Here is a 26380-nt window from a genome sequence, read left to right on the forward strand (position 1 = left end):
CCTGATGTTTCAGGAGCCGGCGGCCGAGCCTAGCAGCCGGCAGCTTCAACCAAGTAACACTTTTTCTTTTTATAAATTGACGCTTCCCAAGTCTTTAGCCAATTCTTCAAGCGGCAAGCCCGGAAAATACTTGTCAGAGGGTTCCGTTCCCCGAACAGCGGGACGGCCGATAGAGTGATAAATGTATCCGGCTGCCTGCATCTCTTCAAGTGAAAATAAATTTCTGCCGTCAATGATGACTGGCTGTTTTAAGAGGGTTTTCACTTTTACAAGCTCCATTTCTTTCACTTCCGGCCAATCCGTTAAAATCAGGCATGCATCAGTGTCTTCCATCGCAGCATACACATCTGTGTAATACTCGACCTGTTCGCCAAGGATCGCTGAAGCTTCAGGAATAGCAATCGGATCGTATGCTTTTACATGGGCGCCCAGCTGCTGCAGCATTGGGATAATATCAAGCGCTGGAGCGGATCTCACATCGTTCGTATTCGGTTTGAAGGCTAATCCCAGGACTGAAATGGTTCTCCCTTTGACGCTTCCCATAACAGTCAAAAGTTTATCTACAATATGAACACGCTGCTTTTCGTTCGTTTCAATGACAGCTTCGATGAGCTTGAATGGATAGCCTGCCGATTTTGCGATTTGAAGCAGCGCGGTTGTATCCTTTGGAAAACATGAACCGCCGAATCCAATACCAGCTTTAAGGAACTTTCTGCCGATACGGCTGTCAAGACCAACACCATCAGCAACTTTTGAAACGTCTGCGCCGACTCGCTCACAAATGTTTGCGATATCGTTGATAAAGGAAATCTTTGTCGCCAGAAATGCATTCGCGGCGTATTTAATCATTTCTGCACTTTCTAGGTTTGTTTTAATGACAGGAGCATGGAATGGCTGATGAAGTTCCTCAATGATGGCAGCGGCTTTATGACTTGTTGAACCAATCACGGCACGCTCCATATTCATCGTGTCATGAATCGCTGACCCTTCCCGAAGGAATTCAGGGTTAGATACAACATCAAATGAGTATCTCCCCTTTGAGGCTTTTTGAACGATAGATTGCACCAGTTTCCCTGTTCCAACCGGGACTGTGCTTTTATTTACGATCACTTTGTAGCCGTTAAGATGCTCACCGATTGTTTTCGCCGCCGCTTTGACGTACGTTAAATCAGCTTCACCTGTTTTGGACATAGGCGTTCCGACTGCAATATAAATAATATCTGAGGCCCGAATGGCAGACGGGATATCGTTCGTAAAGGTCAGGCGCTGATCCAGCACATTTTTTTCAACTAAGTCTGCAAGCCCTGGTTCATAGATTGGGATTACCCCATTTTTCAGGCTTCTGATTTTTGATTCATCGATATCACAGCAAACAACTTTATTGCCGATCTCCGCAAAGCAAGTGCCTGATACGAGTCCTACATAACCTGTTCCAATGACAGCTATTTTTTTCACAGCGCTCAACCCTCTCCTGTAAAATGATCTTCCAATTTATAATGGTCGCAGTGTCTTACGATTAAACGGACGTTTTCGTGACCGTCTGATACTGATGATGCAAGGCCTTGGCGTTTTTTCCTGCGTCAAATTGAGCCTGCACGGTTTCATACAAGTCATCTGCTACTTCCGGCTTCCATATTTGCTCATGTTCGTACCGAGTGATCGCTTCCGCCAAGGCTTGAGCGGATTTCGGTTTAATCAGCAGATGTTGGTGCTTTCCGAATAAAGACGACACTCCGCCAACATCCGTACAAATAACAGGAACCCTTAGCGCCAGCGCCTCAATCACAACAGTCGGCATCCCCTCACTGTAAGAAGGAAGTACGAATAGATCTGCCGCAAGTAAATAGTCTCTTACCTGATGATTCGGGACTTGGCCTGTGACGATATGCCCCTTCTGCGTCAGCGTCGATTTTGCGGGACCATCCCCGACAAAGACTGCCTTAGGAGAGTCCTGCAGCGATTCGATCGCTTCAGACAGTTCAAAAATGCCTTTCTCTCTGACCAGCCGGCCGACATAGACAGCCAGACGCTGATCGAGCGGGAGTCCGAGTCTTTTTCTGATTTCCTCTTTCGTCTCCTCATTCCCCTGAAAACGGCTGAGCTGTATGCCGATTGGCAAAACCGAGCTGTCAAAGCCCGAAAGCTTTTTGGCTTCTTCCTGAAGCTTGTGGCTGACTGCTAAAACAACTGACGCAGAACCTACGGCACGCTTGAAGGCTTTAAACGCACCTTTGCTGTAATGCGGATAGACATTCACATCACTGCCATGCAAGGTCAGGACATAAGGAATTTGCGCTGACTCTGACACGACTGCCGCAGCCCCGCCCGATGGCATGGCAAAATGCGCATGGATCAGATCCGGATATAGGTCGCGCTGTTTCATTGTTTTTAAAACGGCTGATGCGATTCTCCGATGAGGCTGCGCCCACTTCAGCTGGCCGGGAACTGCCCGATAGAAAGGCCGGTAAACCGGTATCCCCTTTCTAATCTCATACTCCGGTCTGACATCCTTTTTTCGATATGTCTTTTTCAGCATGCGGACAGGTGCTGAATGAAAAGGCCGTGGGCATATCACAGTGATATCAAGCCCGAGTTTTTGCAGCTCTTGCACCTGTGTCTCATGAAACACACCCTCTCCGGGTTTCATACTGCTCGGATATACGCTTGTGATCCACAAAATCTTCATGACAAACGTCCTTTTCTTAGTAGTTTGCTTTTCGTTTGAGGGTACGCTTTTACCAAAAGAAAGAGATAGCACAGCGCCCCAGCCGCAACTGAAATGGCCAGCCGCATTTCTGCCTGCATACTGAAGTGTTCGGTACTGAGGCTTACACCAAACGCGATGATGCCCATCGCCGCAGTAATCAGAAATGGCTTCATAATCGACTGGAAATAAGCTGAAAGGTTAAGCTTGATGACATATGCCAAAAGCCAGCGCCCAATCAGGAAATTAACAACGCTGATAATGGCATACACCCATGCGACTGTCAGCAGGCTTCCCGTCTGTACAGCTGCAAACAGTGATAATCCGTACAGCAGCAGCACGCCGGAATCCCAATAAAACGCTAAGTCAGCTCTTCCTTTAGCCAGCAACACAGATCCATTTGGATTCATGAGCACTCTTAGTATTCCGACAATCGCAAGAACATTTAGGATCGGAACAGCAGCAAGCCATTTTTCTCCGAAAACCGCTGTGATAAAGGCGTCTGACACAGACACGAGCCCGATTAACAGCGGAAACGAAACAAGCGCCAGCATTTTTGTCATATTCAGAAAGCCTTCTCTGATCACGCTGTTTTCATATTTGTTTTTTGCGAAAATAGGGAATGCCACCCGTGTGACAATCGGATTGATCTTCAAAACCGGAATGGTGACAATCTGATAAGCGAGGTTATAAATCCCCAATGCTTCAGCACCAATAAACCGGCCGATCAAAATCATGTCGATATTTGCTCCCAGCCTGTTCACAAGACGGGATGAAAGCTGAAAGGCTCCAAAAGAAAAGAAATCCTTCATGCCTCTCAAATCAAAAACAAAAGCAGGATGCCACTTTTTTCGGTATACAGCCCAATATAAAATCCCTTTACTGGACTGCAGCAGGACTTGAGAAATCACGTACGCCAAAATCGCATCCATCATAAAAACCGCTATCGCTAAATATCCGAATGACAATACATTTGAAAAAATCTCTATTTTGCTTAACGTATTAAAATGCAGCTGCTTTTGCAGCATATACTGATATTGCTGTCCAATTGGCGCGATCAAAAACATAATCGCCAGAATCCGAACCAGAAACACCAGCTCTTCTCTTTGATAAAATCCCGCAATGACAGGACTGCTCACATATAAAAGAACAAACAGCAAAACGCCCGTCATAATGTTAAGCCAATACAATGTTGACAGCTGGCGCTCCGTCGCGTCGTCTCTCTGAATTAATGCTGCGCCAAAACCCATATCGAGCACAATCTGGGCGAAAACTGTAACCGTTGTGATCATGCCGACAAGCCCAAATTCTGTTAAGGTCATCATATTTCCAAGCAGGGCAAACTGAACAATTTGTATGATTGTAATACACATGGTTGAAATACTTGTCCACTTTGCACCGCTCATGATTTGTTTTGTAATACTTGGCATCATATTCCCTACTTCTTTTTAAGCTCAGATTGATGGTGAATAATGGAATCCCGTTTTATCTTGCACCATCACCCGTCCAAACTACTTTACAAGTTTTTAACATAATTTTTAATTCTAAAGTGAAAGTCAGATTGCGAATGTAATATAAATCAAATATCAGCTTTTCCTTCGGCGTCATATCGTAACCGCCGTTCACCTGAGCCCAGCCGCTCAATCCCGGTTTAACAGCCAGACGCTGTGTAAAGCCTGGAATCTCATTCTGGAATTTTTCCGTAAATACGGGCCGTTCCGGACGAGGGCCAATCATACTCATATCGCCTTTCAGCACATTAAACAGCTGAGGAAGCTCGTCAATTCTCGTTCTTCTGATAAAAGCTCCGATCCTTGTCACCCGCGGATCTTGCTTCTGTGCCCAAACCGCCCCAGACTTCTCGGCATCTATTTTCATGGAACGAAGCTTATAAAGCTTAAATGGCTTCCCGCCTTTCCCTACGCGTTCCTGCGTATAAATGGCAGGCCCCGGCGTCTCCAAACAAATCAAAATTGAAAATACCGCAATCATTGGCAGCGCAATCGCCAATCCAATGAGCGCAAACCAAATATCCATTACGCGCTTTATTGCCAAATAACGAGCCGTCTTTTCAGATAATGTAAAAGAATGTATTTGTTGAACTGAGAATTCACGACTCACATTCATGCTTTTCTCTGCACTCACTGACACACACCTCACGATTTGTTTGGGATGTTATGATGACCTATGCCAGTCAGTTTAGCAGACGGATGTTAATTGGATGTAAATGGTATGTTAAGAAGTGTGAATTACGTGTTTTTTCTGATAAATGTTGTTAATACTCTTTTACTATTTTATATACAAGTCCTATTTGTTTTAATCATTTCATATAAAAAAGAGACAAATCTGTGATTAGATTTGTCTCTTTCGATTATCTGTAATAAGATACTGTGCCGTCATGAATAGCTTGTGCAGCTTTATCTTTATAAACCGCTTGCTTCAATTTACTTGCATCTGATGCATTAGTGATAAAGGCAGTTTCAACTAAAACACTCGGCATTTTAGAATATTTAATAACATAGAAAGCAGCTGTTTTTACTCCCCGGTCTCTCGTTCCAAGATTAGCCGCTAACTTTGGTTGAATTTGTTCAGCCAGTCTCTTGCTATTTGCAGCTTGATATGTTGTATCGTAGTACGTCTCACTTCCATTTGGTGATGAGCTATCATTAGCATTTGCATGTATACTGAGAAATAAATCTGCTTGTGCAGAAGCTGCTTTATTTACTCTCTCCTGTAAAGAATAAAAAGTATCATTAGATCTTGACAGTACTGGAAGAGCACCTGAAGCATTTAGCTTTGTATTGACTCTTTTCGCTATATCAAGGTTGACTTCTTTCTCAAGGAGTCCATTGCCGATTGCTCCTGAATCTTGATCACCGTGACCCGGATCAATAAAGATTGTTTCACCTACAACTGGATTCTTTAGCTGATTAGCAACCTTTGTGCTTACGGCAGGAGTGTTTCCGATAATCATAAAGTTTGACATGTTTTTACTTCCAATAATTTTACGGGCTCCTGTAGATAAATTTTCACCATTTGTAAGAATAAGAGATTGCTTCTTCTTAGCTGCCAGTGTAGCTCCTGCAATAGAGTCAGGGTAGCTGAATCCATTGCTTACATATACGGTGCTTGTTGATAAATTAAGTTTTTGTACGATATTTGCAGCAAGCTCATATCTGTTTGAACCGCTAATTCTTGTAGGAGAAGGTAACTTGTTGTATACCGTATTGCTGATACTTCCAGTGCCTCCTACAACAACGGTACTCGAAATTCCCTTATCTTTTATCACAGACGTAGTCGCACTATTTATAGATGTTTTATTTGTAAAAAGAATTGGATACCCGTTTTTCGCTGCATAAGGGATGACGGCCGGAGCGTCTGCATATAAGAAGCCGTTCAAAATAACAGCTTTTGAAGTCGCACCCATCGCTTTTGCCACCCGTGCAGCCGTATCATAACGGTTGCTTCCTGCAATTCGTTTAATACTTATCCCCAAGCTTTTAATCTGGTTAGCAGTGTTAGAAGAAACAGCAGGTGTTCCGCCTACAATAATTACATTTTTAGTCTGCATCTCTTTCAATCTTGTTTTCGTTTCATATGAAAGCTTATCAGAATTAGTGTAAAGCAATGGCGCATTCTTCTGGTAAGCAAGAGGTGCTGCTGAAATAGCATCTGCATAGGAACTCCCACCAACAATTACAGCTGTACTTGCTGTTGAATACATTTGCTTTGATATTTGTACAGCAGTGCCGTATCTATTGCTTCCCCCAACTCTTTTCACTGAGTTATCGGCCAAAGCTGTTGGCACAAAAAGTATGAGCCCCAGAAAACACATTGTTAGGACTTTTATATAAGAACGCAATTGATTTCCTCCTTAAATGGCGTTATATCCTAAAATAATCAATAACTTGTCAGAGTTGTACCTGGATAGTAAAATTTCAAAATTGAACTATATGAATCTCCAGCTTCTGCTCTTGCTTTTGCTCCATATTGACTCATTCCGATCCCGTGACCATATCCTTTACCGCTGATTGTGTACTTTGAAGTATCTTTTTTTACAGTCACATAAGTACTTTTAAATACAGTCGCTCCAATCATTGTTCTTAACTCACTTGTTGGTACACTAATGGTTGTAATTTTGCTCAAGTTATAGGAGCCAGTACTGCTTTTAACAAAATACTTCACTTTCATCGATGCTGTTTTTGCACGCTGCCCTTGTGTCGTTCCACTAAAGCTTAAATCGTCAATACTTGCAATTTTGACAGAATCAGCGCTTGTTTCTTTATTTTTCAAGATCCAGTTCTTAACTCCGGAAAGTCTTGCAGAATCAGTTTCAGTCGCTGAAGACCACCAAGAAGAAGGCTTCGTTAAGTCCAAAGATTTCGTATCTAGCTGTTGTTTTGACAAAGTAAGCGTCCAGCCTATTTGAGGATCCTTTGTATCTTTTTTTGCAATCAAGTAAGGTACACTTGACGACCACACTTCATTACTAGCTTCTGTGTAACCACCATTACTGGAAGAATAAGCTGCAGTTATAAGAGATCCATTATATTTCAGAACTTTCCCCTTCGTTTGCTCTACCGCTTTATTGGTATTCGAATTCCAACTGTAGCCACCATAAACTTGAAAAGCGGTTGTATCAGGTACAGTAGTTCCTGTTTTTGTTATTGAGTAGGTTCTTGCAGCGACAGTCTGTGCTTTAAGAGCCTCAAGTGACCAGCTAGCAGGCATTTCATTCGGAATTACTCCTTTTAAGTAATCCTCAAATGGAATATTCTCATTTACCGGTCGGATATATTTAGTAGACTCAATAGAGAAATTAACCGTGCCAAGATACTGCTTTCCATCAAGACTAATTCTGTTTGAAGTAGAATAGTTTTCTGGTTTAATTCTTAGGGAGTTTCCGTAAGTTTTGATGTTTTCAAGGTTTAATTTTCCGCTGTTGATTTTTAGATTATAGGTGCCACCGTCAGCTAAATAAAATTCATCAGCAAGTGAATTCTCAACTTCAGCAGAAATTGAACTGGTACTTCCAATAAAGTCGTATGCATATGTGGCTTTATCTTTCGTTATACTTTTAGCCGCAGCCGGAACGCTATCTTGTTTAACAAATAAAATTTGGCTGTTTTTCTTCGAGGCAAGCGAAGCGCCTATCAATACGTCTGCATATTTTGTCCCGTTCGTCATTACGACTTTATCAGCCTTCAACTTTAGTTGCTTAATTATATTTGCCGTAAGTTCATATCTGGTTGATCCAGGAATCCTTTGCACAGTTGAAGTTTTTTTAATTTGGTTTTCTACACTATCACTGACGCTAAATGAACTGCCTATAATGATGACTTGTTTTGGCAAATCATAATCCGGAAGCTTGTCTTTCTCTGTAAGCAAAATAGGGTATCCGTGTGCTGCTGCATATGGAGCAATGGCTAAAGCGTCTTGAAATACTCTTCCGGTTACAACGATCGCTTTATCATAGCTGCCCATTTGCTTTGCAATATTTTCTGATAAGACATATCTATTTTTTCCGCTTATCCTTTTCACAGCGCCATATGATTTCAGCTTGTTTTCTACGTCTTTTGAAATGCTTCGCGCTCCCCCAATGATTAAAATATTATCAGGGTTAAACTTAGCAATTTGTCTTTCAGTAGTTTTTGTTAACGTGTCAGGCTGAGTAAATAAAACTGGTGCGTTCAGTTTTTTCGCCAATGGAATAACAGGCAATGCATCAATAAAAATATCTCGGTTCACCAATATCACTGTATTAGGATTTTTCCACTGGCTGTTGGATGCAAGAGTCGCAGTTTCGTATCGTGAAGCGCCTGCAAAACGATCCGTAACAGCAACATTATCTCCAGTTACTTTATAAAATCCTGTTGGCGATAGACTGATGCTAGATTTATTTCCAATATAATTTAACAATTTAACTGAGATGTTTGAGTCTGCTGCAAAAGAAACTGATGGAATCAATAATAAGATTGCAGCAAGTGAACACACTATCAATTGTTTGCAAGATTTCAAAATTTCAGGTTCCTCCCTATATCTTAGTTGGCACGTTCAATATCTTTTAACAGAAGCTGACCCTCATCATTTTTTTCATATGTAATCGTGACCTTATCTCCACTGTTAAACTTATCAAGATCACTTGTCGATTCTTCAGTGATATCAAGACTAACCGGCTCATTATCTACTGTTACTTCTATTGTATGAGTATCAGCTAACCCTACATAAGTACCTTCTTTTGTTTCAATGTTACTGTCTGGCGATACATCTTCACCTTGACTCTTTTGACTATTAACCCCGCAACCCGAAAGAAGCAATATAAAGAACAGTAAAGCAATAAATTTTTTCATTTTTTTCACCTCATTATATTTTATCGTCAACCTATTTTATATTTTAAAGAAAAATTAAGAAACAATGAAACTTTTTTTTATAAAAAACGACTATTTTAGGATTTCATTCTTGTATTAAATAGAGTTGTATTTATTGGAAATTTAACTCATAATGAAAGTAATTTAACAGACGAGGTGCAAAGGATGAGAAACGAACGCAGAAAAAAGAAAAAAACTTTATTACTGACAATTTTAACGATAATCGGACTTCTTGTACTCGGAACTGGCGGCTATGCATACTACTTATGGCATAAAGCAGCTTCAACCGTGGCAAGTATTCATGAAAGCATTGATAAATCTAAAAAGAGGGATAAAGAGGTCAGTATCAATAAAAAAGATCCTTTTTCCGTCTTAATCATGGGTGTGGATGAACGCGACGGCGATAAGGGCCGTGCCGATACGCTCATTTATATGACCGTTAACCCAAAAACGAATACAACCGACATGGTCAGCATTCCGCGTGACACGTATACAAAAATTATCGGAAAAGGCACAATGGATAAAATCAACCATTCATACGCTTTCGGCGGCACACAGATGACGGTAGACACTGTTGAGAACTTCCTCGATGTTCCGGTTGATTATTTTGTGAAAGTGAACATGGAAAGCTTTAGAGACGTTGTTGATACACTTGGCGGCATTACAGTTAACAGCACATTCGCGTTCAGTTATGACGGTTATTCGTTCGGCAAAGGAGAAATCACGCTGAACGGAAAAGAAGCGCTCGCTTATACCCGGATGAGAAAAGAAGATCCGAGAGGCGACTTCGGACGCCAGGACCGCCAGCGCCAAGTCATCCAAGGTATTATTAATAAAGGCGCTAATATTTCTTCCATCACGAAATTCGGAGATATGTTTAAAGTTGTTGAAAATAATGTGAAAACGAACTTGACCTTCGATAACATGTGGGATATCCAGTCCGATTACAAAGGTGCGCGGAAACATATTAAACAGCACGAACTAAAAGGTACAGGCACGAAAATCAATGGAATTTACTACTACCAAGCTGATGAAAGCGCCCTTTCCGATATTACAAAAGAGCTGAAGGAAAGCCTCGAAAAGTAAAACAAAAAGAAGCTTCGCACAATGTGCAAAGCTTCTTTTTTATTTGCCTGTAAATGAATCCGGTTGTTCTTTTCGATACCCGTAATGAAACAGCAATTCTTCCACAATCCGGCGGGAAGCCTCTCCATCTCCATACGGATTAGAAGCCTGGGACATTTTCTTGTACTCATCAGGATCAGTTAACAGCTGTTTTGCAAGCTGATAAATGTTTTCCTCATCCGTACCTGCAAGTTTCAGCGTTCCCGCTTCCACTCCTTCAGGCCGTTCCGTCGTATCACGCAGAACAAGAACCGGTTTCCCGAGAGATGGGGCTTCCTCCTGCACGCCGCCCGAATCGGTCAATATAAAATGCGATTTCGCTGCAAAGTTATGGAAATCGATCACCTCTAAAGGTTCAATCAGATGCACTCTGTCAGAATCACCAAAATGCTTATGAGCCGCTTCCCGGACAACAGGATTCAGGTGCACAGGGTAAACGACTTGTACATCTTCAAATTCCCCTACAATTCTGCGGATGGCCTTAAACATGTTTTCCATTGGCTCACCCAAATTTTCCCGGCGGTGAGCGGTCAAGAGAATCATTTTATCCTCACCCACCTGATCGAGAACAGGATGTGAGTAACCATCCCTAACCGTTGTGTTGAGTGCGTCAATCGCTGTATTGCCCGTTACAAAAATAGAGTCGGCCTTTTTGTTTTCTTTTAATAAATTGTCTTTCGCCTGGCCTGTCGGAGCAAAATGCAAATCAGCAATCGCCCCTGTCATCTGTCGATTGAGCTCTTCCGGAAACGGGGAATACTTATTCCCTGTACGGAGCCCCGCCTCCACATGACCGACAGCAATTTGATGGTAAAAAGCGGCTAGGCTTCCGGCAAACGTCGTCGTCGTATCACCATGGACAAGCACAATATCGGGTTTGATATCTTTAAACAACTCATCCAATCTTACAAGTGCGTTAGACGTAATCTCTGCCAGTGTCTGCCGCTCCTTCATAATGTTCAAATCGAAGTCAGGCTTGATGTGAAACGCATCTAACACCTGATCGAGCATCTGTCTGTGCTGTGCAGTTACCGTTACATAGGAATCTATTTCAGGATATTTTTTCAATTCAAGCACAAGCGGTGCCATCTTGATCGCTTCAGGCCTGGTCCCGAAAACGGTCATCACTTTTAGTTTTTTCATATTTGTCACCTGGTTTTCTGCTATAGTAAATAAATTCATACTACATATTCTACATGAAAATGCATCATTTTAAATCATTTCATTCTTGATTCAAATAAAATGATATAAGTTTTAATATTAAGGATAAAGCTTGTTTAAAAATGGTTTATCCGATATCATAAAAATGTGTAAAAACATATTGAAAAGGGTAAATAGAGAATAGTTTAACCATAAATTTTTTCGATCATAAGGAAGGTGCCTTTTAAATGAAAAAAGTACGTAAAGCCATAATTCCAGCAGCAGGCTTAGGAACACGTTTTCTTCCGGCTACGAAAGCAATGCCGAAAGAAATGCTTCCTATCGTTGATAAACCTACCATTCAATACATAATTGAAGAAGCTGTTGAAGCCGGTATTGAAGATATTATTATCGTAACAGGAAAAAGCAAGCGTGCGATTGAGGATCATTTTGATTACTCTCCTGAGCTTGAAAGAAACCTAGAAGAAAAAGGAAAAACTGAGCTGCTTGAAAAAGTGAAAAAGGCTTCTAACCTGGCTGACATTCACTATATCCGCCAAAAAGAACCTAAAGGTCTCGGACATGCTGTCTGGTGCGCACGCAACTTTATCGGCGATGAGCCGTTTGCGGTACTGCTTGGTGACGATATTGTTCAGGCTGAAACTCCAGGGTTGCGCCAATTAATGGATGAATATGAAAAAACACTTTCTTCTATTATCGGTGTTCAGCAGGTGCCCGAAGAAGAAACACACCGCTACGGCATTATTGACCCGCTGACAAGTGAAGGCCGCCGTTATCAGGTGAAAAACTTCGTTGAAAAACCGCCTAAAGGCACAGCACCTTCTAATCTTGCCATCTTAGGCCGTTACGTATTCACGCCTGAGATCTTCATGTATTTAGAAGAGCAGCAGGTTGGCGCCGGCGGAGAAATTCAGCTCACAGACGCCATTCAAAAGCTGAATGAAATTCAAAGAGTGTTTGCTTACGATTTTGAAGGCAAGCGTTATGATGTTGGTGAAAAGCTCGGCTTTATCACAACAACTCTTGAATTTGCGATGCAGGATAAAGAGCTTCGCGATCAGCTCGTTCCATTTATGGAAGGTTTACTAAACAAAGAAGAAATCTAAACAAAAAGGCTATTGGACATTCATCCAATAGCCTTTTTTTATTTCAACATCAAAGTCAATGTATGCTCTTCATTATCAACTGCGAAGACCTGATCAACGGCCTGCCGCAAAAATTAATAATCCCAGACAAACACACTGATTGTAGAGTTAAACAAACTAAATGAAAACATAAATACAAACATGCAGATTAAATAGTAAATATCTTGTATTCAATGCAAGCTAAGTAAACACCACTTGCTAAAAGAACAATGACTAAACAACCAGCATTACAAAATAATTAAATAAATTTGAAGCAATTACAACAGAAGGCAGTGAACTGTCGGAAAGTTCATTTTGGCTACCATATTAATCCCTTTAACTACGCTGTTGGATTTATCAAGAATTGTCGGGCTAATAGAAAACCACGGAATCAAACCAGCCAGCATTCAAACGATAAAAGGCACTTCTCCGATACCTGTTATGACCAGCTTACTGTTGCGCATCCCAAATACAAACCAGTACGCCATCATTAGAATAAGGGGATTTAAAACCTGCCATAATACACCAAAATAATTGATTTTTTGGATCTTTCGGTTAAAGAAATTTAAAAGTACCAGTGAATATTGTAACAAATGTTGAGTTTTTTTCACTTTTAAAAAGTAAAGAGAAGTCTCGCAGAACTTCTCCCAACATTTGAAGTGTCAATATAAAACAAACCAACCTCATTTAGCAACTTTATTATTATCTAATTCCAAAATAGCATTATAAATACGATTCCTATTATTTTTATCAGTATATGCAAAAAAGTTATCTACTCTTTTTCTATACTTATCTTCCATACGACTATTGTTTTTCATATAATAGATAACTTTATCCACTAAGCTATTATGATTTTCTAATACATCACCAAACCCCATTTTTTTATAATCATAATAATCAAGTTTAAAATGGTATGACTTTTCGTATTGATAATAAATAACAGGTTTTTTCTCATATGCAAAATCAAACGCAACAGATGAAAAATCAGTAATCATTATATTAGAAGAATTAAATAGCATTTGATAGCTGCTGTTATAGTCGGCAAACTCCACATAATCATGCTTTTCAAAGTCTACAATCTGTTGCTGAATATCTGGGTGAGGAAAAAAAGTTATTTTATAATTATTTTTCTTAGCAAATTCGATTAGCCGTTCATCATTAATCAAAGCATTATACCTAGAAAAATATTCACTATCTTTAAATTTCGGGTTGTACGGTCTTACTCCTTTTGCCTGATCTTTCGGTAATACAATATCTTTTCTCCAAGTCGGCATTATTAGAAGTTGCTTTTCTCCCTCACTCTTCTTAAGATTATCGTATCTCGGAAATCCACCCAACAAAATATTCTCTTTTTTATAGTTGTAATTCCCTTTCACAATAGACCGATATTCAGGTTTGGCAGAAGTGACTAATAATTTGATATTCTTGTTGTATTTGTTTAACCATTCAGAATGATCTGCCATTGTTATTCCGTGCTGTAAAAAGATAAACTCAAAGTTAAATAAATCTCTAAAATAAATCTCCATATTAAAAAATGGATTTACAACCCATATATCTGCATGTGTCGATATTACTTTGGAAGAGGATAAGGTTAAAATTTTATGTCTAAAAGATCTGTATGGTATGACCTTTCCATATTTTTTGATTCTGTCGTAATCCTTGCTATCTTTTTTTATTATAAAGTATTTTTTTACCCCATCATTCTTGTTGATTGCATATTTAAAGAGGTGCTCGGCATTATCATCAGCTTTGTCTTGTCTGTCTATGAATAACCATACTGGTTTTCTATTAAAAATAGTGAAAACATGGTGTACCATTCTTGCCATCAGTGCCTTCTTAATCGCTGATTTTCGTTTTTTTGATTTTTCCCCTGATTTATGTAGGGATTTTAAGAAACGAAACTCTTTTATAAATCTATTTTTAAAATTGTTTTTTTTGAACATTAATTTTTTATAATTATAATAAAAAATATAATCTTTTTTAGCCACATAAGTATTATATAAATCGTTTGACAAACCTGAATACTTGAAAAAACGAAGTTTTGTCAACTTCCTTTTTTTACCCTTAGTTATAAAAAACTCAATATGATGATTATCTGCTAGATGACCTTTGGGAATATCTATTGAAAAACCGGGATATTTTTTTATTACTTCTCCTAAACTTATATAATCATTATGCTGTCTTTTTATATTCTTTGCTTTTATTTTTGTTTCGCCAATTTTAGCATAAAACTTAAAACCTTTAGAATTAAACAGCGAGCTCCAAAAGCCTTCTATGTGAATGGAATCCTCATTTTCTTCTAAAATTTCAATAGTTAAAGTTTGATCCGATAATTTCGAAACAATTTTACCTTCTCTGTATAAATAATAATCCTGTTCAGTTTCTCTTTCATATACATACCTACTATAATTTTCACCGTGCTTTATTTTTAAAGCATGATATAAATAGAAATGGCTGACACTTTTTGTTTCAATGATGACATCGTCGTCAATATACGACAATACTTCTCGAATCAATGTTAAAAATTCACTGTATTCATTTTCGTCTAAAGGTGTTTCACTGATATCCTTAATCAATAATTTCCACTTCAAATCATGCATAACCATATATTGAAGAAATAAAGGTATTTTCTGTTCATGATTTTTTATAATATCGATTAAATTCTTTGAGAAAGTGATAAGTGAATGGTTAAACCAATTCTTATTTGCTTTAGCAGTCTGCATGGCAGATGATCCATCTTCTCTAACTCTATAATGGTATTTTGCCTCTTTAACCAGACCATACTTTTTCTTTTGCGATATGATTAAATTAACTAGTTTGGCATCTTCACCTATTTTACAATTTTCATCAAACCTGATATTTTTCAAGGCATCTTTTTTTATAAATGTAGAACAACAATGAGTTAATATATGATGCGGTTCTTTTTCTACATCCAAAATTCTTGTAGAAGAAAACTTATTATTTAGATTATGTTCTCCAGTTCTTCCTTCTGCAAAAAAAATAGGGATTGCTACAATATCAATTTCATTCTTATGTTCGTCAAAGAAGTTTAAAACATTTTCGAATGTTCCTTCTGAAACTAAATCATCCGGATCCAAAAATTGAATATATCTACCTTCAGCATACTTTAAACCATAATTTCGAGCACTGCTCACTCCGCCATTCTGTTTCTTTGCATAGACAATGTTATTGGGATATTTCTGAGCATATTCTTTACAAATGATTTCACTTTTATCGGGGCTATCATCATTCACCAGTATTAACTGAATATTCTCAAAACCAATAGTTTGGTTAATGATACTTTCTATAGCTTCAGTGAGATACAACTCAACATTATAAATCGGCATTATAACACTGAAATCATAGTTAAAACTTTTTTCGTTCATAAAAGATTACTCCTAACATAATGTTTATATGAATAAGAATTCGGGTAAATAAAATTAAGAAACAAGAGAGTACTAATTTTTGCAAAACAATTTTAATTTAGTAAAATGTATGAAAAGCATTCCTTACCTTTTTTTAAAAACCCTTGTAAGCAAACTTTTAAAAATGTTCACATGGTTAAGTTCTAAAGAATCATTTGGTGTTTTTAGTACAAAGTCAAATGCAAAGGCCCAAATCGGTATTTCGACAACAAAACCAGCATATCTAAAATCTCTTAATTTATATCCCCATACTTCAATTGTTTTTTTCAGTTCTTTTCGTTTGCATTTTTTTAATCTTTTAAAATATTTTATATATATTCTGTCATTTTCTTTCATCTCATAATACTGGTTAATAAAGTGCCCTGTTAATTCAAGTCTAAGCCCTTTTATTTTTGCCGAAGTAACAGTACATGAACTATGCAGTACTCTTTCTTTTTTTATATTTTCAAGAGCTTCTGTATTTTCTTTTAATAAGTGAAACATAAATTCTTTATAGTACATCGGCATATCTTGTTCTTTTATAAATTGCGGGTCAATAAATTTTAAAACTTTAATAAAATCATCAACAAAAACTCTTTGTTCTTGTTGATCTAAAACAGACTTATAAACATCTCTATAGTTCGGATATAAAAACAGTTTTATATGATATACAATTAAAAATTGCAAATAAGGCAAAACTATATCATATTTGTTGAATGAATCCATCAACAAAGTCATGTAACATTCATTCAACAAATATGTGTACCTTTTTTTGTTAAACCATGAACGATCAACTAAAGAATCCTGTTCTTTCCGTTTTCTATAAAAATACTTTCCTTCTGCAACTGCTCCGTATCTTTTTTCTTTCAGTAATAACTGGTTAAAAAAGATAGCGTCTTCCCAAAACTTTATAGATTCATCAAAAAGGACGGTACTAGTTAGTGTATGTCTTCTGTAAAAAGTGCCGCCAATATAAAAATGAATAGCTTTATAATCGTTGAGAATATTTATAACTCTTGTTCCTTTTTCAAATCTATTATTTAATTTATGTCCCCCTTCTTTTTCACCTGTGTAATAAACAGGTAATACCGCAATATTTACATGTTCGGAATCACAAAAAAAATCATAAACACTTTGCAGCGCATTTTGAGAGAATGCATCGTCAGAATCAAGAAAACCAATAAATTTAGATCTTTCGCTTACATTTGATAATCCACAATTTCTTGCAGCAGAAGGTCCAGAGTTTTCAATTTTCATGATTTTAATATTATTAGGATATAGATTTTTAAAGGATTCACAAATTTGAGGACTGCTGTCAACACTACCATCATCTATTAATATCAGTTCTATATTTTCCTTAAATCCAATTGACTGGTTAAGGACACTCTCTATTGAATATCTTAAATAATTTTCAGAATTATATATTGGTATAATTATAGAAAACATGTTTGTACCTCTTTATTTAGAAGTTAAAGGATCGTTTCAATTACTCTTTTAGAAGCCTTGCCTCTTCTAAATTACAAAATTTATTATAAAAATCCTCATAGTTATGATCTATATAAGGATTATGTAACAACTCTTTTACCGTATCTATAAGTTCTTCACTTGTTTGAAGCAAGTTTCCTGGCGTTTTTTGCTGAAAATTAAAGTAAAAACCTCTGATACAGTCTCTATAAGCCGGGAGATCATACACAAAAAATACAAGGTTTTTTTAAAAATTCATATTATCAAAAAAGACAGAAGAATAATCCATAATCAATAAATCACTAATTAAATATAAATCTCGAATATCTTTATTTAAAGAAACATCGTTCACAAAATATTTATATTTCCCTAATTAAATTGTTCTGAAACTGGATAATACCATTCTTACAAGAATAACCATAGAGTCTCCAAGGTTCCCTCTTCATTTCCTCTAATCAAATTAAAGTTAAATTTATACTGGCCAGCTTTCTTAAAATTCATTATCCCGCAAAGTTGGTGCATATAAAATTATTTTTCTTTAATTCCTTATTTGATAATGTAGAATTGGTAGGGGATTGTAGCTAAACTGTTTCCAGAATAGCTTTCAAATAAAATTAATTTATTGTTTCTTGGCAGAAGGACAAAAATTTTAAACAAAACTGAATAAACTCTAACTAGTAAACTTCTGCAATTGGTTATAATAAAAATTTCATCAGTGAACTCCTTAAAGAGTGAAGATTAATATTTACGCAAACAAGAAAAAAAGAAGCAACTGAATTTACTTCAAGCCTCTTTTAGTTAGTGCTTCTATAAACTAGCCATATCTTTTCTGATTTGGGTAGTTGAAATGCCTGCTATTCTTGTAAGGTAAATGGCCTCATAGTATTCCTTTGTAGACAATCGTACGATTAAGTAATCCCAGGTTCTTTTGCTCTTTCCAGTAGCTTCATATGTCCATAGTGAAATAAATCAAACATTCCGTACGTATCACTTTCTTCATTAGATAACATCACCTTCCAACCTTTTCCAACTTAGAAAAAACAAAAATCCTTAACTGATTGTTTATCATTTCGACATATTTTTTACGTTCCATTAATAATAAACAATAATAGCATATGTTCCTATAAAAGTTAAGGCTCTTTAAAAATGTAAATCATCAGCACTTTTTGACAATATCGTTGCATTGATGTGTATTTTTTACAGATCTGATATCTTATCTATACTCATTACAACAAGTTTTCTATTCCGGAAGAGTCAATTCTTTTTGTCGCGTTTTCAAGTGTAATGATTTTCTTTCTGCTGCGTCATTTATTTTGTACGCCCTCCTCATATTACTTCATCGTCAAAACGTGAAGGAATTGTAATACGTAGTTCCTAAAAATTTTCGTGGTAAAATTTAGTGAAGTCTTTATCAGGCTAAGGGACTTTATCTAAACTACGAATTACATATGGAGATATATAGATGAAAAGGAGGGTTGATATGATATAAACGAAAATCAATTAGATAAAGGAAAAACTGAACACTTCTGAAAAAAGTGATAAGTTTCTTTCACTATATCCTCCAAAAAGAACCTAAAGGTCTTGGACATGCTGTCTGGTTCGCGCCTAACTTTATCGGCGATGAGCCGTTTGCGTTTCTGCTTGGAGACGATATTGTTCAGGCTGACACACCAGGGTTGCGCCAATTAACGGATGAATATGAAAGAACACTTTCTTCTATTATCGGTGTTCAGCAAGTGCCTGAAGATGAAACACACTGTTATGGCATCATCGCCCCGCTGACAAGTGAAGGCCGCCGTTATCAGGTGAAAAACTTCATTGAAAAACCGCCTAAAGACACAGCACCTTCTAATCTTGCCATCTTAGGCCGTTACGTATTCACGCCTGAGATTTTCATGTATTTAGAGGAGCAGCAGGTTGGCGCCGGCGGAGAAATTCAGCTTACAGACGCCATTCAAAAACTGAATGAAATTCAAAGAGTGTTTGCTTACGATTTTGAAGGCAAGCGTTATGATGTTGGTGAAAAGCTCGGCTTCATCACAACAACTCTTGAATTTGCGATGCAGGATAAAGAGCTTCGCGATCAGCTCGTTCCATTTATGGAAGGTTTACTAAACAAAGAAGAAATCTAAACAAAAAGGCTATTGGACATTCATCCAATAGCCTTTTTTTATTTCAACATCAAAGTCAGTGTATGCTCTTCATTATCAACTGCAAAAACCTGATCATCTGTATTCACAAGAAAACGCTTCTTGCTGCTGTCATACAATACATCGCTATCACTTAAGGATAGTGACGCCGGGTTGATAGGAGAAATGTTATGAAAAATAAGCTCTGTTGCTTTATCATTCTCCAGTACATAACTGATTTTTTCATAATCAAAATTCAGCGTTTTTCTGCCGTCAGCCTTATTTCCTTCAGTATAACCATTCAATTTCGATTGAATGCTGGTGCTGCTGTCTCCTAGGAATTTCAGAAAGTATTCATAGGAAGATGCTGCGTTTTGCGAGACATAAGACGTAAATGCAGTGGCATGCAATTCAGCGTGTTTCATGTTAGTTGCAACAGCGCTCTGTTTCACATAATAAGAGTGCCCGTCAAACTTTATTTTCGCTGCTTGTTTGCCTTTTGCAGCTACCGTTACTTTTGTACCGAATGGCAGTGTAACGTCAGCCTTCTGTTTCAAACCCTGATCCTTATAAGCAGCCGCTTTTTCATTTGCTATAAACCCTTGCTTATTGATTGCAGTTAAGCGTTCCTCTGACTTGCCCTTTGCATCGCCATGATGGTTCTTCACTTCATTTTGCGGAATAGCGCCAAACGAAGCAATTGTACGAAGCGGGGCATTAAAGAACATCGTTCCCGCCATGAAGACAGTCAGAATAGACAAAATAGCAATTTGAATGGCATTGGCCAGTGATTTCGGCTTTTTCTTCTTTTTGCGGAAACGGGCAAACGCTTCAGGATCTTCTTTCTTCCTCTCTTCTGTCTGCTCTTTTTTATATGTCTCTTTTTCTTTTTTCGATAGCTTATTAAACCAGTCAATAAACGCTTTGTACTCTTTCACAACCGTTTTTGTTTCATCAAACATACGAAGCTCGCCATAGTGCATCCAAGCAACACGGTCACACATCTTTTCAATCTGACCGATTGAGTGGCTGACAAAGAAAATCGTTTTTCCTTGCTTTTTAAACTCATTTATTCTGTCTACACACTTCTGATAAAACGTTTGGTCCCCCACAGAAAGAGCTTCGTCAATAATTAAAATGTCAGGATCAATATGCACGGAGATCGCGAAACCGAGACGCGACTTCATCCCGCTGGAATAGTTTTTAACCGGCTGATTAATAAAATCGCCAATCTCGGCAAATTCAACGATGCTGTCATACATATCATCAATTTCTTTATTGGTTAACCCCATCATCAAACACTTGAGCCGGACATTGTCCCGGCCCGTTAATTGGTTATTCAAACCGGCAGCAATCGCAATCAGCGACGGCTGGCCGTTCATTTCAATTTCACCGCTGGTCGGCGGAATAATTTTAGCCAGCAGGTTAGACATGGTCGATTTTCCTGACCCGTTTATTCCTACAAAGCCGATTGTCTCCCCTTCATACACGTCAAAGGAGACATTCCGCACAGCAAAAAAACCATTATCCTTAGCCGGAAAAAACAATCCTTTAATCTTGTCCGATTGTTTTTTATACAAATGATACTGCTTTGAAACATTTCGAAACGAAACTTTTAGTTTCATCGTAAAATCTCCTTACGTATTAAAGAAAGTCAACAAACTTGTCTCTGAATTTCATATGCAGGATAGAACCTACTAACAATAAAAGGAATGTGAACAACCAAAAGTACAGCGTGTACTTCATGTCATGGAAAAACCATGCTCCATCTAAGAAGCTGTTCCGGAATCCTTCAATAATATAGAATAGTGGATTCAACTTCAGAACAGGCACTAATTCGGGGTGGCTTTGACCGAGTTTCGCATTAACATCCCAAAAAATTGGCAACAAGAAAAACAAAAGTCTTGTTACGGCCTGCAGCAAAAATTGATAATCTCTAATCAGCACACTGATCGTTGAGTTAAACAAACTAAACGAAAACATAAAAGCAATCATACAGATGAAGTAATAAATATATTGTAACCAATGCACACTCGGGAACACACCATTAACTAGGAGTACAATGATATAAATCACCATCATGATCATATAACTAAATAAGTTAGATGCAATTGCCACGGACGGTAGAGAACTAATCGGGAAGTTCATTTTAGCCACCATATTAATGCGCTTAAATACACTATTTGATCCATCAAGTATAGTTGGACTGATGAAAAACCATGGGATTAATCCTGCCAGCATCCAAATAATAAAAGGCACTTCGCCCGCTCCGGTTGTCACAGGACCGCCCTTTCTAATCCCCATACCAAATACGAACCAGTAGGCCAGCATTTGGATAAGCGGATTTAAGAACTGCCATAAGACACCTAAATAATTCATTTGATATTTAGACTTGGTTTCATAAGCCGCCAATCTTAAAATTAAAGGAAATGACGTTATTTGCTCTCTGAGTATACGCAACAAATCATTCATTTTTTATCTTCCTTAGACTTAATTGTTTTTGGGAATCTTTCTGTTTAAAATTTGAAAGCACCGCTGATTATTGTAACAGATCCTGCATTTTTTTTCACTTCTCAACAAGTATCTAAAAAGCTGCCGAAAAATCGACAGCTATACATTTTATAAAATAACCTAAATTATTCAGCTTTAAATACAGTATTAACAACCTTTTCAGATGAACGTCCTGACTCTAAATAGCAAAACTTATCATAGAAAGGACCAAAAGAAACCGGAAGCTTATAATCAGGCGATGAGATCTGCTTGATAGCCTCAATCGTTTCTTCAGTAGTTTTTACCAAAGGACCAGGAGCTTCTTTTTCAAAATCAAAGTAGAAACCACGCAACTTGTCCCGGTAGGTTTCGATGTCAGGGACAAAGAATAGCATTGGCCGTTTTAAATTTGCAAAATCAAAGAATACTGAAGAATAATCAGTAATCAGCAAATCAGAAACCATATACAATTCTCGAATATCCTCATAAGCAGAAAAATCATATGCAAATCCTTCAAAAGGACCTAAATCAAAATTCTCAGCTACCAGATAATGCATTCTTAAGATTACAATATATTCATTTCCAAGTTCTTGTCTAAGTTGATGCAAATCTAAATCGAGATCGAACTTATAACGCCCTTTTGCATAGAACTGATCATCTCTCCATGTAGGGGCATATAAAATAACCTTTTTATCACGAGGAATATTTAACCTACTCTTTATCAATGATATTGTTTCCTCATTATTATCATTATGAAGAAAATCATTTCTAGGATATCCAGATTCAATCATTGTCTTGTTAAACTGAAACGCCCGTGTAAAGATCTCAGTTGAATAACCATTTGGGGAAATCAAGTAATCCCAATTAGAAGCTTCCTTGATAAAATTCCTTTTATATTTTTTGGTGTTTGTACCAGGCATATGGACTTCTTCCATATCCATTGCAAGTCTTTTTAAAGGTGTGCCATGCCATGTTTGTAAATATGTTGTATGACTAGGTTTCGGAATCCATAATGGAAGCCGGCTGTTAACAACCCAATACTCAGCTCTTGCCATAGCGAAGAGCCATTTTAATGAGAGGCGATTAATGTAAGGAATTCCCTTTTCATCAAAAGGCGCTGAATATTGTTTATTTACACTCCAATACATTTTATACTCAGGGTGGTTTTCCCGCATATATTCGTAAATCGCTCTCGGATTACAACTGTATTGTTTCCCATTAAAACTTTCAAAAATGACTGTTTTCCTTTTAACTGGCATTCTGCTAGCCATCATGAATAGAGATTTGTATGTTTTAGTGATTAACTTGTTTCTCATTTTTGTGATCTTTTTTATTTTTGATACTAATCTCTTCTTCTTTCCTTTAATAAAGTATTTCATCCTTGTTTTCAGGCTATAGTCGTTTACTCTGATACCTAGAGTCTGCTTTTTCTTTTTCTTAAAGACTTCATAACGAACTGGTGCGTTGTTTGTTTTAATAATACTTACTAATCCTTTTAATTTGTTTTTTCGATCTCCTAAAACAAGAGCAGTGCTGTTGAACTGAATATCCGTTCCTTCATCGTCATTGCATATATACTCCATAAAAAGACGATAAACATAACGTTTTTCATTTGAGAAAGGAATTTCTTTCAAAGGCACTTTCACTTCAAAATCATACAGTTCCGGAACAAAACCATCTGCTCTCATGTTTTCCAGGCCATGTGTTTTTCTTTCTAGCTTGATTGGAAATTTTTCCTCAATAGGTGTTTCTCCACCCTTTTTTAAAATAAGGTTCAAGTTTTTTATCCGATATTGATTTTCGGAACTCAGGTACCCCGCATAACCTGTTATGCTTATTTCTTCAGAGCTAATCTCGATTTGATCAAATCTGATGATTTTGGCCTCTCTTTTCACCTTAATAGAAAAGTTGCCTTTATCAGTTGTATAAGGTAAAATCAAAAGTTCTGTGGTTTGATCGACATGAAAGGCGCGCTCAATTGAATTTACTTCAGCAGAAAGACGCTTCAAGAGTGGTTCCTGCTCCGCATCTTCATATTTTTTTCGAAATTCGACATAAAAATCATATGTTTGTCCCATTTCAACAGGCATAGGCAAAACATGAGCATTTATCTCAGTTTTATACTCTAATGAGCCAGTGTTTTGAAGCGGAAATTCAGATTCCGTTCCTGAACGTCTCTCTTTCAGCTTTAAAAATAACTGGTAATCCTCTAAAAATTGGTGTTCTGAATCAATTGAGATTAACAATTCAAGACTTCCTAAATTGTTTTTCAAGCTTTTCAAAATACATTTAATCACAGTGTTTTCAATCATTACTTTTTTCTGCTCCTCTGTATAAAAGCTCTTTCCTTTTTGCTTCCTTTTATTAGTGTCAACTACTAAGGACATTAACTCTCTTTTATTTCCGTGACCCTCCAAGAGAAATTGCCTTTAACTGTTGTATAGGGCTCTACTCTATAGCCATTATTAGTATCTATACTGTTTCCTGACAATTTTGTTTCTTCACTCGAAAGTCTTCGCATTGTTTTAATATGGCCATTTGCATTGAAAACAATATAAAAATCAATAACTTGGGTTTTATTAGCAGCTATCTTTTCAATATTTACATCTTTTTCGAGATCAATTACAAACAGTTGATCATTTTGTAAGTTTGTTGAAATAATTTCAGCCTTATTCTTTCTGTCCAAGCCCACTAAACGTATTTTTTTAATATCATTATGATCAAAATTCTCAATGTCAATTTCTATTTTAGTTTTATCAAAATCCTCAGTATAGGAACTAATAGAAGGATCTTTTTTTCCAACCTTTTTAGAGAACTTCTCTCTTTCTATTCGCACCTCAATCATCTGATTAAGAGCAAAAGCCCAATTTTCAATATAGTTGGGTCTTGAATATTTTTCAGCCATTTTAAAAGCTTGTTCTGAAAATTTTTGATGAGTACTTTCATCTTTCATCAAAGAGATAATAGCTTGACCCAATTTCTCTATATTATACTGTTCAATGACATATCCATTTGCTCCGTCAGTAACTAAGCTCCTTGCTCCGTAATCATAATCGTATGTTACAACTGGACATCCATTGCTCAGTGCCTCCATATTTGATAGACCGAACCCTTCAAAATGAGAGGTTGAAATGGTTAGCCAAGCTTTTTGAAACTCTGAGTCAGGGTTATCCGTATAGCCTTTCAAAAAGACATTGTTCTGCAGTTTGGTATCTTCAATTTCTTTTTTTATTTTTTCGAAATCTTCACCCGATCCGAATATATCAAGTTTTGCTTCAGGAATTTCTTTCACGACTAAACTAAATGCTTTTACTGCATGTATCAGATTTTTCATAGATGCAAGTCTTGAAATAATGACAGCTTTGTATTTTTCACTCGGCACATTCAATACAGCGGGATCAAGAGGCTTATCAATTGTATGCGGAGTAAAGAAAAACGTCTCTTGTTCCCCTGAAATCAATTTAAAATCTTCTAGCTGCTCCTCAGTTATAAAAAAGACAGCATCCAAATTATACATCTGACTAAATACTTCTTTATAGCGACCCTTAATTTGATATTTATTGCTGCCGTAATGCTTGTTATGAATAATTGCTCCATAATAGGAAGAAGGTGATTTTTTCACTTTAAAGACATGTTTGTCTTGCGGTCTGCTGTCCACTAAAAACAACTTAGGTTTATCATTTTGTTTTTGCAGATATTCTATCCAATATTGACGCAGTTCCGATTCATCTTTTACTTTTATCTCACCCTCAAGGGAGTACCAAATAATATGAGATAATTGAACATCTTTTTCTTCATTGTTCCATACATAGAGTTTGTCTAAATATACTTGATTTTGGTCATTAATATATTCCTGCAGATACATCTTGTTTAGCTGCACATCATAATGAGTAACGAGAACTAAGTTTCCGTTCTTCGTATATTCCTCTCTCTTTATGAGCTGGTTTTTATCATTCCAATAGTCGACGTACCGGATAGTTTCTCCATCTCCGTAGTAAACTACAGACATTTCATTGTTCTTCTTACCAAACAATCTCAACAGAGTTTTTGCAAATTTCCCCATTCCAACTTGCTTTTTTATCTGGTCAAGGCCTATCCTTTCTTCGTATGATCTTTTCCCATTTGTTCTAACACTTAAAAAATCATCGAATAGATTAATAACACTTGTGAATTTTTTATCAATCTTACCGTTGCTGTACAATTCATCAATTTTTGAAGACAACTCTAAATCAAAACGAAACGTTAAGAAAAAGGTGTTTTGGTTACACTCTTCTCCAAATAATTTTGAACGCAATAATAATGATTTCGTCAGACCGCCATAATTACTTGGCAGTCCACCAGAGATAAAATAATAATCCATGTCAGGAATTTGTTTTATATTAGATTCACTCACCGCATGTAAAGACAATTT

The 26380-nt window shown here is 37.2% G+C and carries 17 protein-coding genes and 3 pseudogenes; 4 read left to right on the forward strand and 16 right to left on the reverse strand.

The window, feature by feature from the left end:
- Positions 1 to 69 precede the first annotated feature (69 nt).
- From tuaD to lytA, 7 genes are all read right to left on the reverse strand, one after another.
- Positions 70 to 1455 carry a UDP-glucose 6-dehydrogenase TuaD gene (gene tuaD, locus NST22_RS18595; RefSeq protein WP_003242596.1) on the reverse strand — a complete coding sequence of 462 codons (1386 nt, stop codon included), beginning with the start codon at positions 1453 to 1455 and terminating at the stop codon, positions 70 to 72.
- 61 nt (positions 1456 to 1516) lie between these two features.
- Entirely contained in the window at positions 1517 to 2686 is a 1170-nt protein-coding gene (locus NST22_RS18600) for a glycosyltransferase family 4 protein (RefSeq protein ID WP_003242807.1), read from the reverse strand.
- Complete coding sequence (locus NST22_RS18605) at positions 2683 to 4134, reverse strand: MOP flippase family protein (RefSeq protein WP_003244371.1); 1452 nt, start codon at positions 4132 to 4134, stop codon at positions 2683 to 2685. The genes NST22_RS18600 and NST22_RS18605 overlap by 4 nt, the downstream gene beginning before the upstream one ends.
- Before the next feature lie 55 nt (positions 4135 to 4189).
- Positions 4190 to 4849: a sugar transferase gene (locus tag NST22_RS18610; protein ID WP_003242561.1), complete on the reverse strand. Its 660-nt coding sequence runs from the start codon at positions 4847 to 4849 to the stop codon at positions 4190 to 4192.
- 226 nt (positions 4850 to 5075) lie between these two features.
- Positions 5076 to 6566: an N-acetylmuramoyl-L-alanine amidase LytC gene (gene lytC, locus NST22_RS18615; RefSeq protein ID WP_003242758.1), complete on the reverse strand. Its 1491-nt coding sequence runs from the start codon at positions 6564 to 6566 to the stop codon at positions 5076 to 5078.
- A 38-nt stretch (positions 6567 to 6604) separates the two neighbouring features.
- On the reverse strand, positions 6605 to 8722 hold the full coding sequence (locus NST22_RS18620; RefSeq protein WP_003243620.1) for a SpoIID/LytB domain-containing protein: 2118 nt from the start codon (positions 8720 to 8722) through the stop codon (positions 6605 to 6607).
- 23 nt (positions 8723 to 8745) lie between these two features.
- Complete coding sequence (gene lytA, locus NST22_RS18625; RefSeq protein ID WP_003242772.1) at positions 8746 to 9054, reverse strand: membrane-bound protein LytA; 309 nt, start codon at positions 9052 to 9054, stop codon at positions 8746 to 8748.
- Between the two features lie 183 nt (positions 9055 to 9237).
- Here lytA and lytR point away from each other — a divergent pair, with 183 nt between their 5' ends.
- Complete coding sequence (lytR, locus tag NST22_RS18630; protein ID WP_003227949.1) at positions 9238 to 10158, forward strand: transcription antiterminator LytR; 921 nt, start codon at positions 9238 to 9240, stop codon at positions 10156 to 10158.
- A gap of 39 nt (positions 10159 to 10197) precedes the next feature.
- Here the strand turns inward: lytR and wecB are convergent, their stop codons facing one another.
- Positions 10198 to 11340 carry a UDP-N-acetylglucosamine 2-epimerase (non-hydrolyzing) gene (wecB, locus tag NST22_RS18635; RefSeq protein ID WP_003243178.1) on the reverse strand — a complete coding sequence of 381 codons (1143 nt, stop codon included), beginning with the start codon at positions 11338 to 11340 and terminating at the stop codon, positions 10198 to 10200.
- Between the two features lie 245 nt (positions 11341 to 11585).
- On the opposite strand from wecB, the gene galU reads away from it, so the two are divergent.
- Positions 11586 to 12464 (forward strand): UTP--glucose-1-phosphate uridylyltransferase GalU, encoded by an 879-nt coding sequence (galU, locus tag NST22_RS18640; protein ID WP_003227944.1) that lies wholly within the window; start codon positions 11586 to 11588, stop codon positions 12462 to 12464.
- Positions 12465 to 12797: 333 nt separating this feature from the next.
- The gene (locus NST22_RS18645; RefSeq protein WP_119123078.1) at positions 12798 to 13016 is read left to right on the forward strand and encodes a hypothetical protein; all 219 of its coding nucleotides are present in this window, start codon (positions 12798 to 12800) and stop codon (positions 13014 to 13016) included.
- Between the two features lie 149 nt (positions 13017 to 13165).
- Here NST22_RS18645 and ggaB read toward each other — a convergent pair whose 3' ends face one another.
- The 4 genes and pseudogenes from ggaB to NST22_RS18665 all read right to left on the reverse strand — a co-directional run bounded on the left by ggaB (position 13166) and on the right by NST22_RS18665 (position 18360).
- Positions 13166 to 15868 carry a poly(glucosyl N-acetylgalactosamine 1-phosphate) glucosyltransferase gene (gene ggaB / locus NST22_RS18650; protein ID WP_003227939.1) on the reverse strand — a complete coding sequence of 901 codons (2703 nt, stop codon included), beginning with the start codon at positions 15866 to 15868 and terminating at the stop codon, positions 13166 to 13168.
- Positions 15869 to 15991: 123 nt separating this feature from the next.
- Complete coding sequence (locus tag NST22_RS18655) at positions 15992 to 17332, reverse strand: glycosyltransferase family 2 protein (protein ID WP_009968267.1); 1341 nt, start codon at positions 17330 to 17332, stop codon at positions 15992 to 15994.
- A gap of 40 nt (positions 17333 to 17372) precedes the next feature.
- Positions 17373 to 17702, reverse strand: a pseudogene (locus NST22_RS18660) (CDP-glycerol glycerophosphotransferase family protein).
- Positions 17703 to 18157: 455 nt separating this feature from the next.
- Positions 18158 to 18360 (reverse strand): annotated as a pseudogene (locus NST22_RS18665) (adenylyltransferase/cytidyltransferase family protein).
- Positions 18361 to 18853: 493 nt separating this feature from the next.
- Between NST22_RS18665 and NST22_RS18670 the strand changes: the two are divergent.
- A pseudogene (locus NST22_RS18670) lies at positions 18854 to 19482 on the forward strand (UTP--glucose-1-phosphate uridylyltransferase); the annotation flags it as partial.
- A 38-nt stretch (positions 19483 to 19520) separates the two neighbouring features.
- Here NST22_RS18670 and tagH read toward each other — a convergent pair.
- The 4 genes from tagH to tagE form a co-directional block, all read right to left on the reverse strand.
- Positions 19521 to 21104 carry a teichoic acids export ABC transporter ATP-binding subunit TagH gene (gene tagH / locus NST22_RS18675; RefSeq protein ID WP_003227930.1) on the reverse strand — a complete coding sequence of 528 codons (1584 nt, stop codon included), beginning with the start codon at positions 21102 to 21104 and terminating at the stop codon, positions 19521 to 19523.
- Positions 21105 to 21123: 19 nt separating this feature from the next.
- The gene (gene tagG, locus NST22_RS18680; RefSeq protein WP_003227928.1) at positions 21124 to 21951 is read right to left on the reverse strand and encodes a teichoic acids export ABC transporter permease subunit TagG; all 828 of its coding nucleotides are present in this window, start codon (positions 21949 to 21951) and stop codon (positions 21124 to 21126) included.
- A 164-nt stretch (positions 21952 to 22115) separates the two neighbouring features.
- Entirely contained in the window at positions 22116 to 24356 is a 2241-nt protein-coding gene (gene tagF, locus NST22_RS18685) for a teichoic acid poly(glycerol phosphate) polymerase (RefSeq protein WP_003243463.1), read from the reverse strand.
- Positions 24356 to 26377, reverse strand: a complete 2022-nt coding sequence (gene tagE, locus NST22_RS18690) for a poly(glycerol-phosphate) alpha-glucosyltransferase (protein WP_003243517.1) — start codon at positions 26375 to 26377, stop codon at positions 24356 to 24358. Before tagE ends, tagF begins: the two co-directional genes overlap by 1 nt.
- Between the last annotated feature and the right edge of the window lie 3 nt (positions 26378 to 26380).

It is taken from the genome of Bacillus sp. PS237 (assembly GCF_037963345.1).
GTDB classification, from domain to species: domain Bacteria; phylum Bacillota; class Bacilli; order Bacillales; family Bacillaceae; genus Bacillus; species Bacillus subtilis.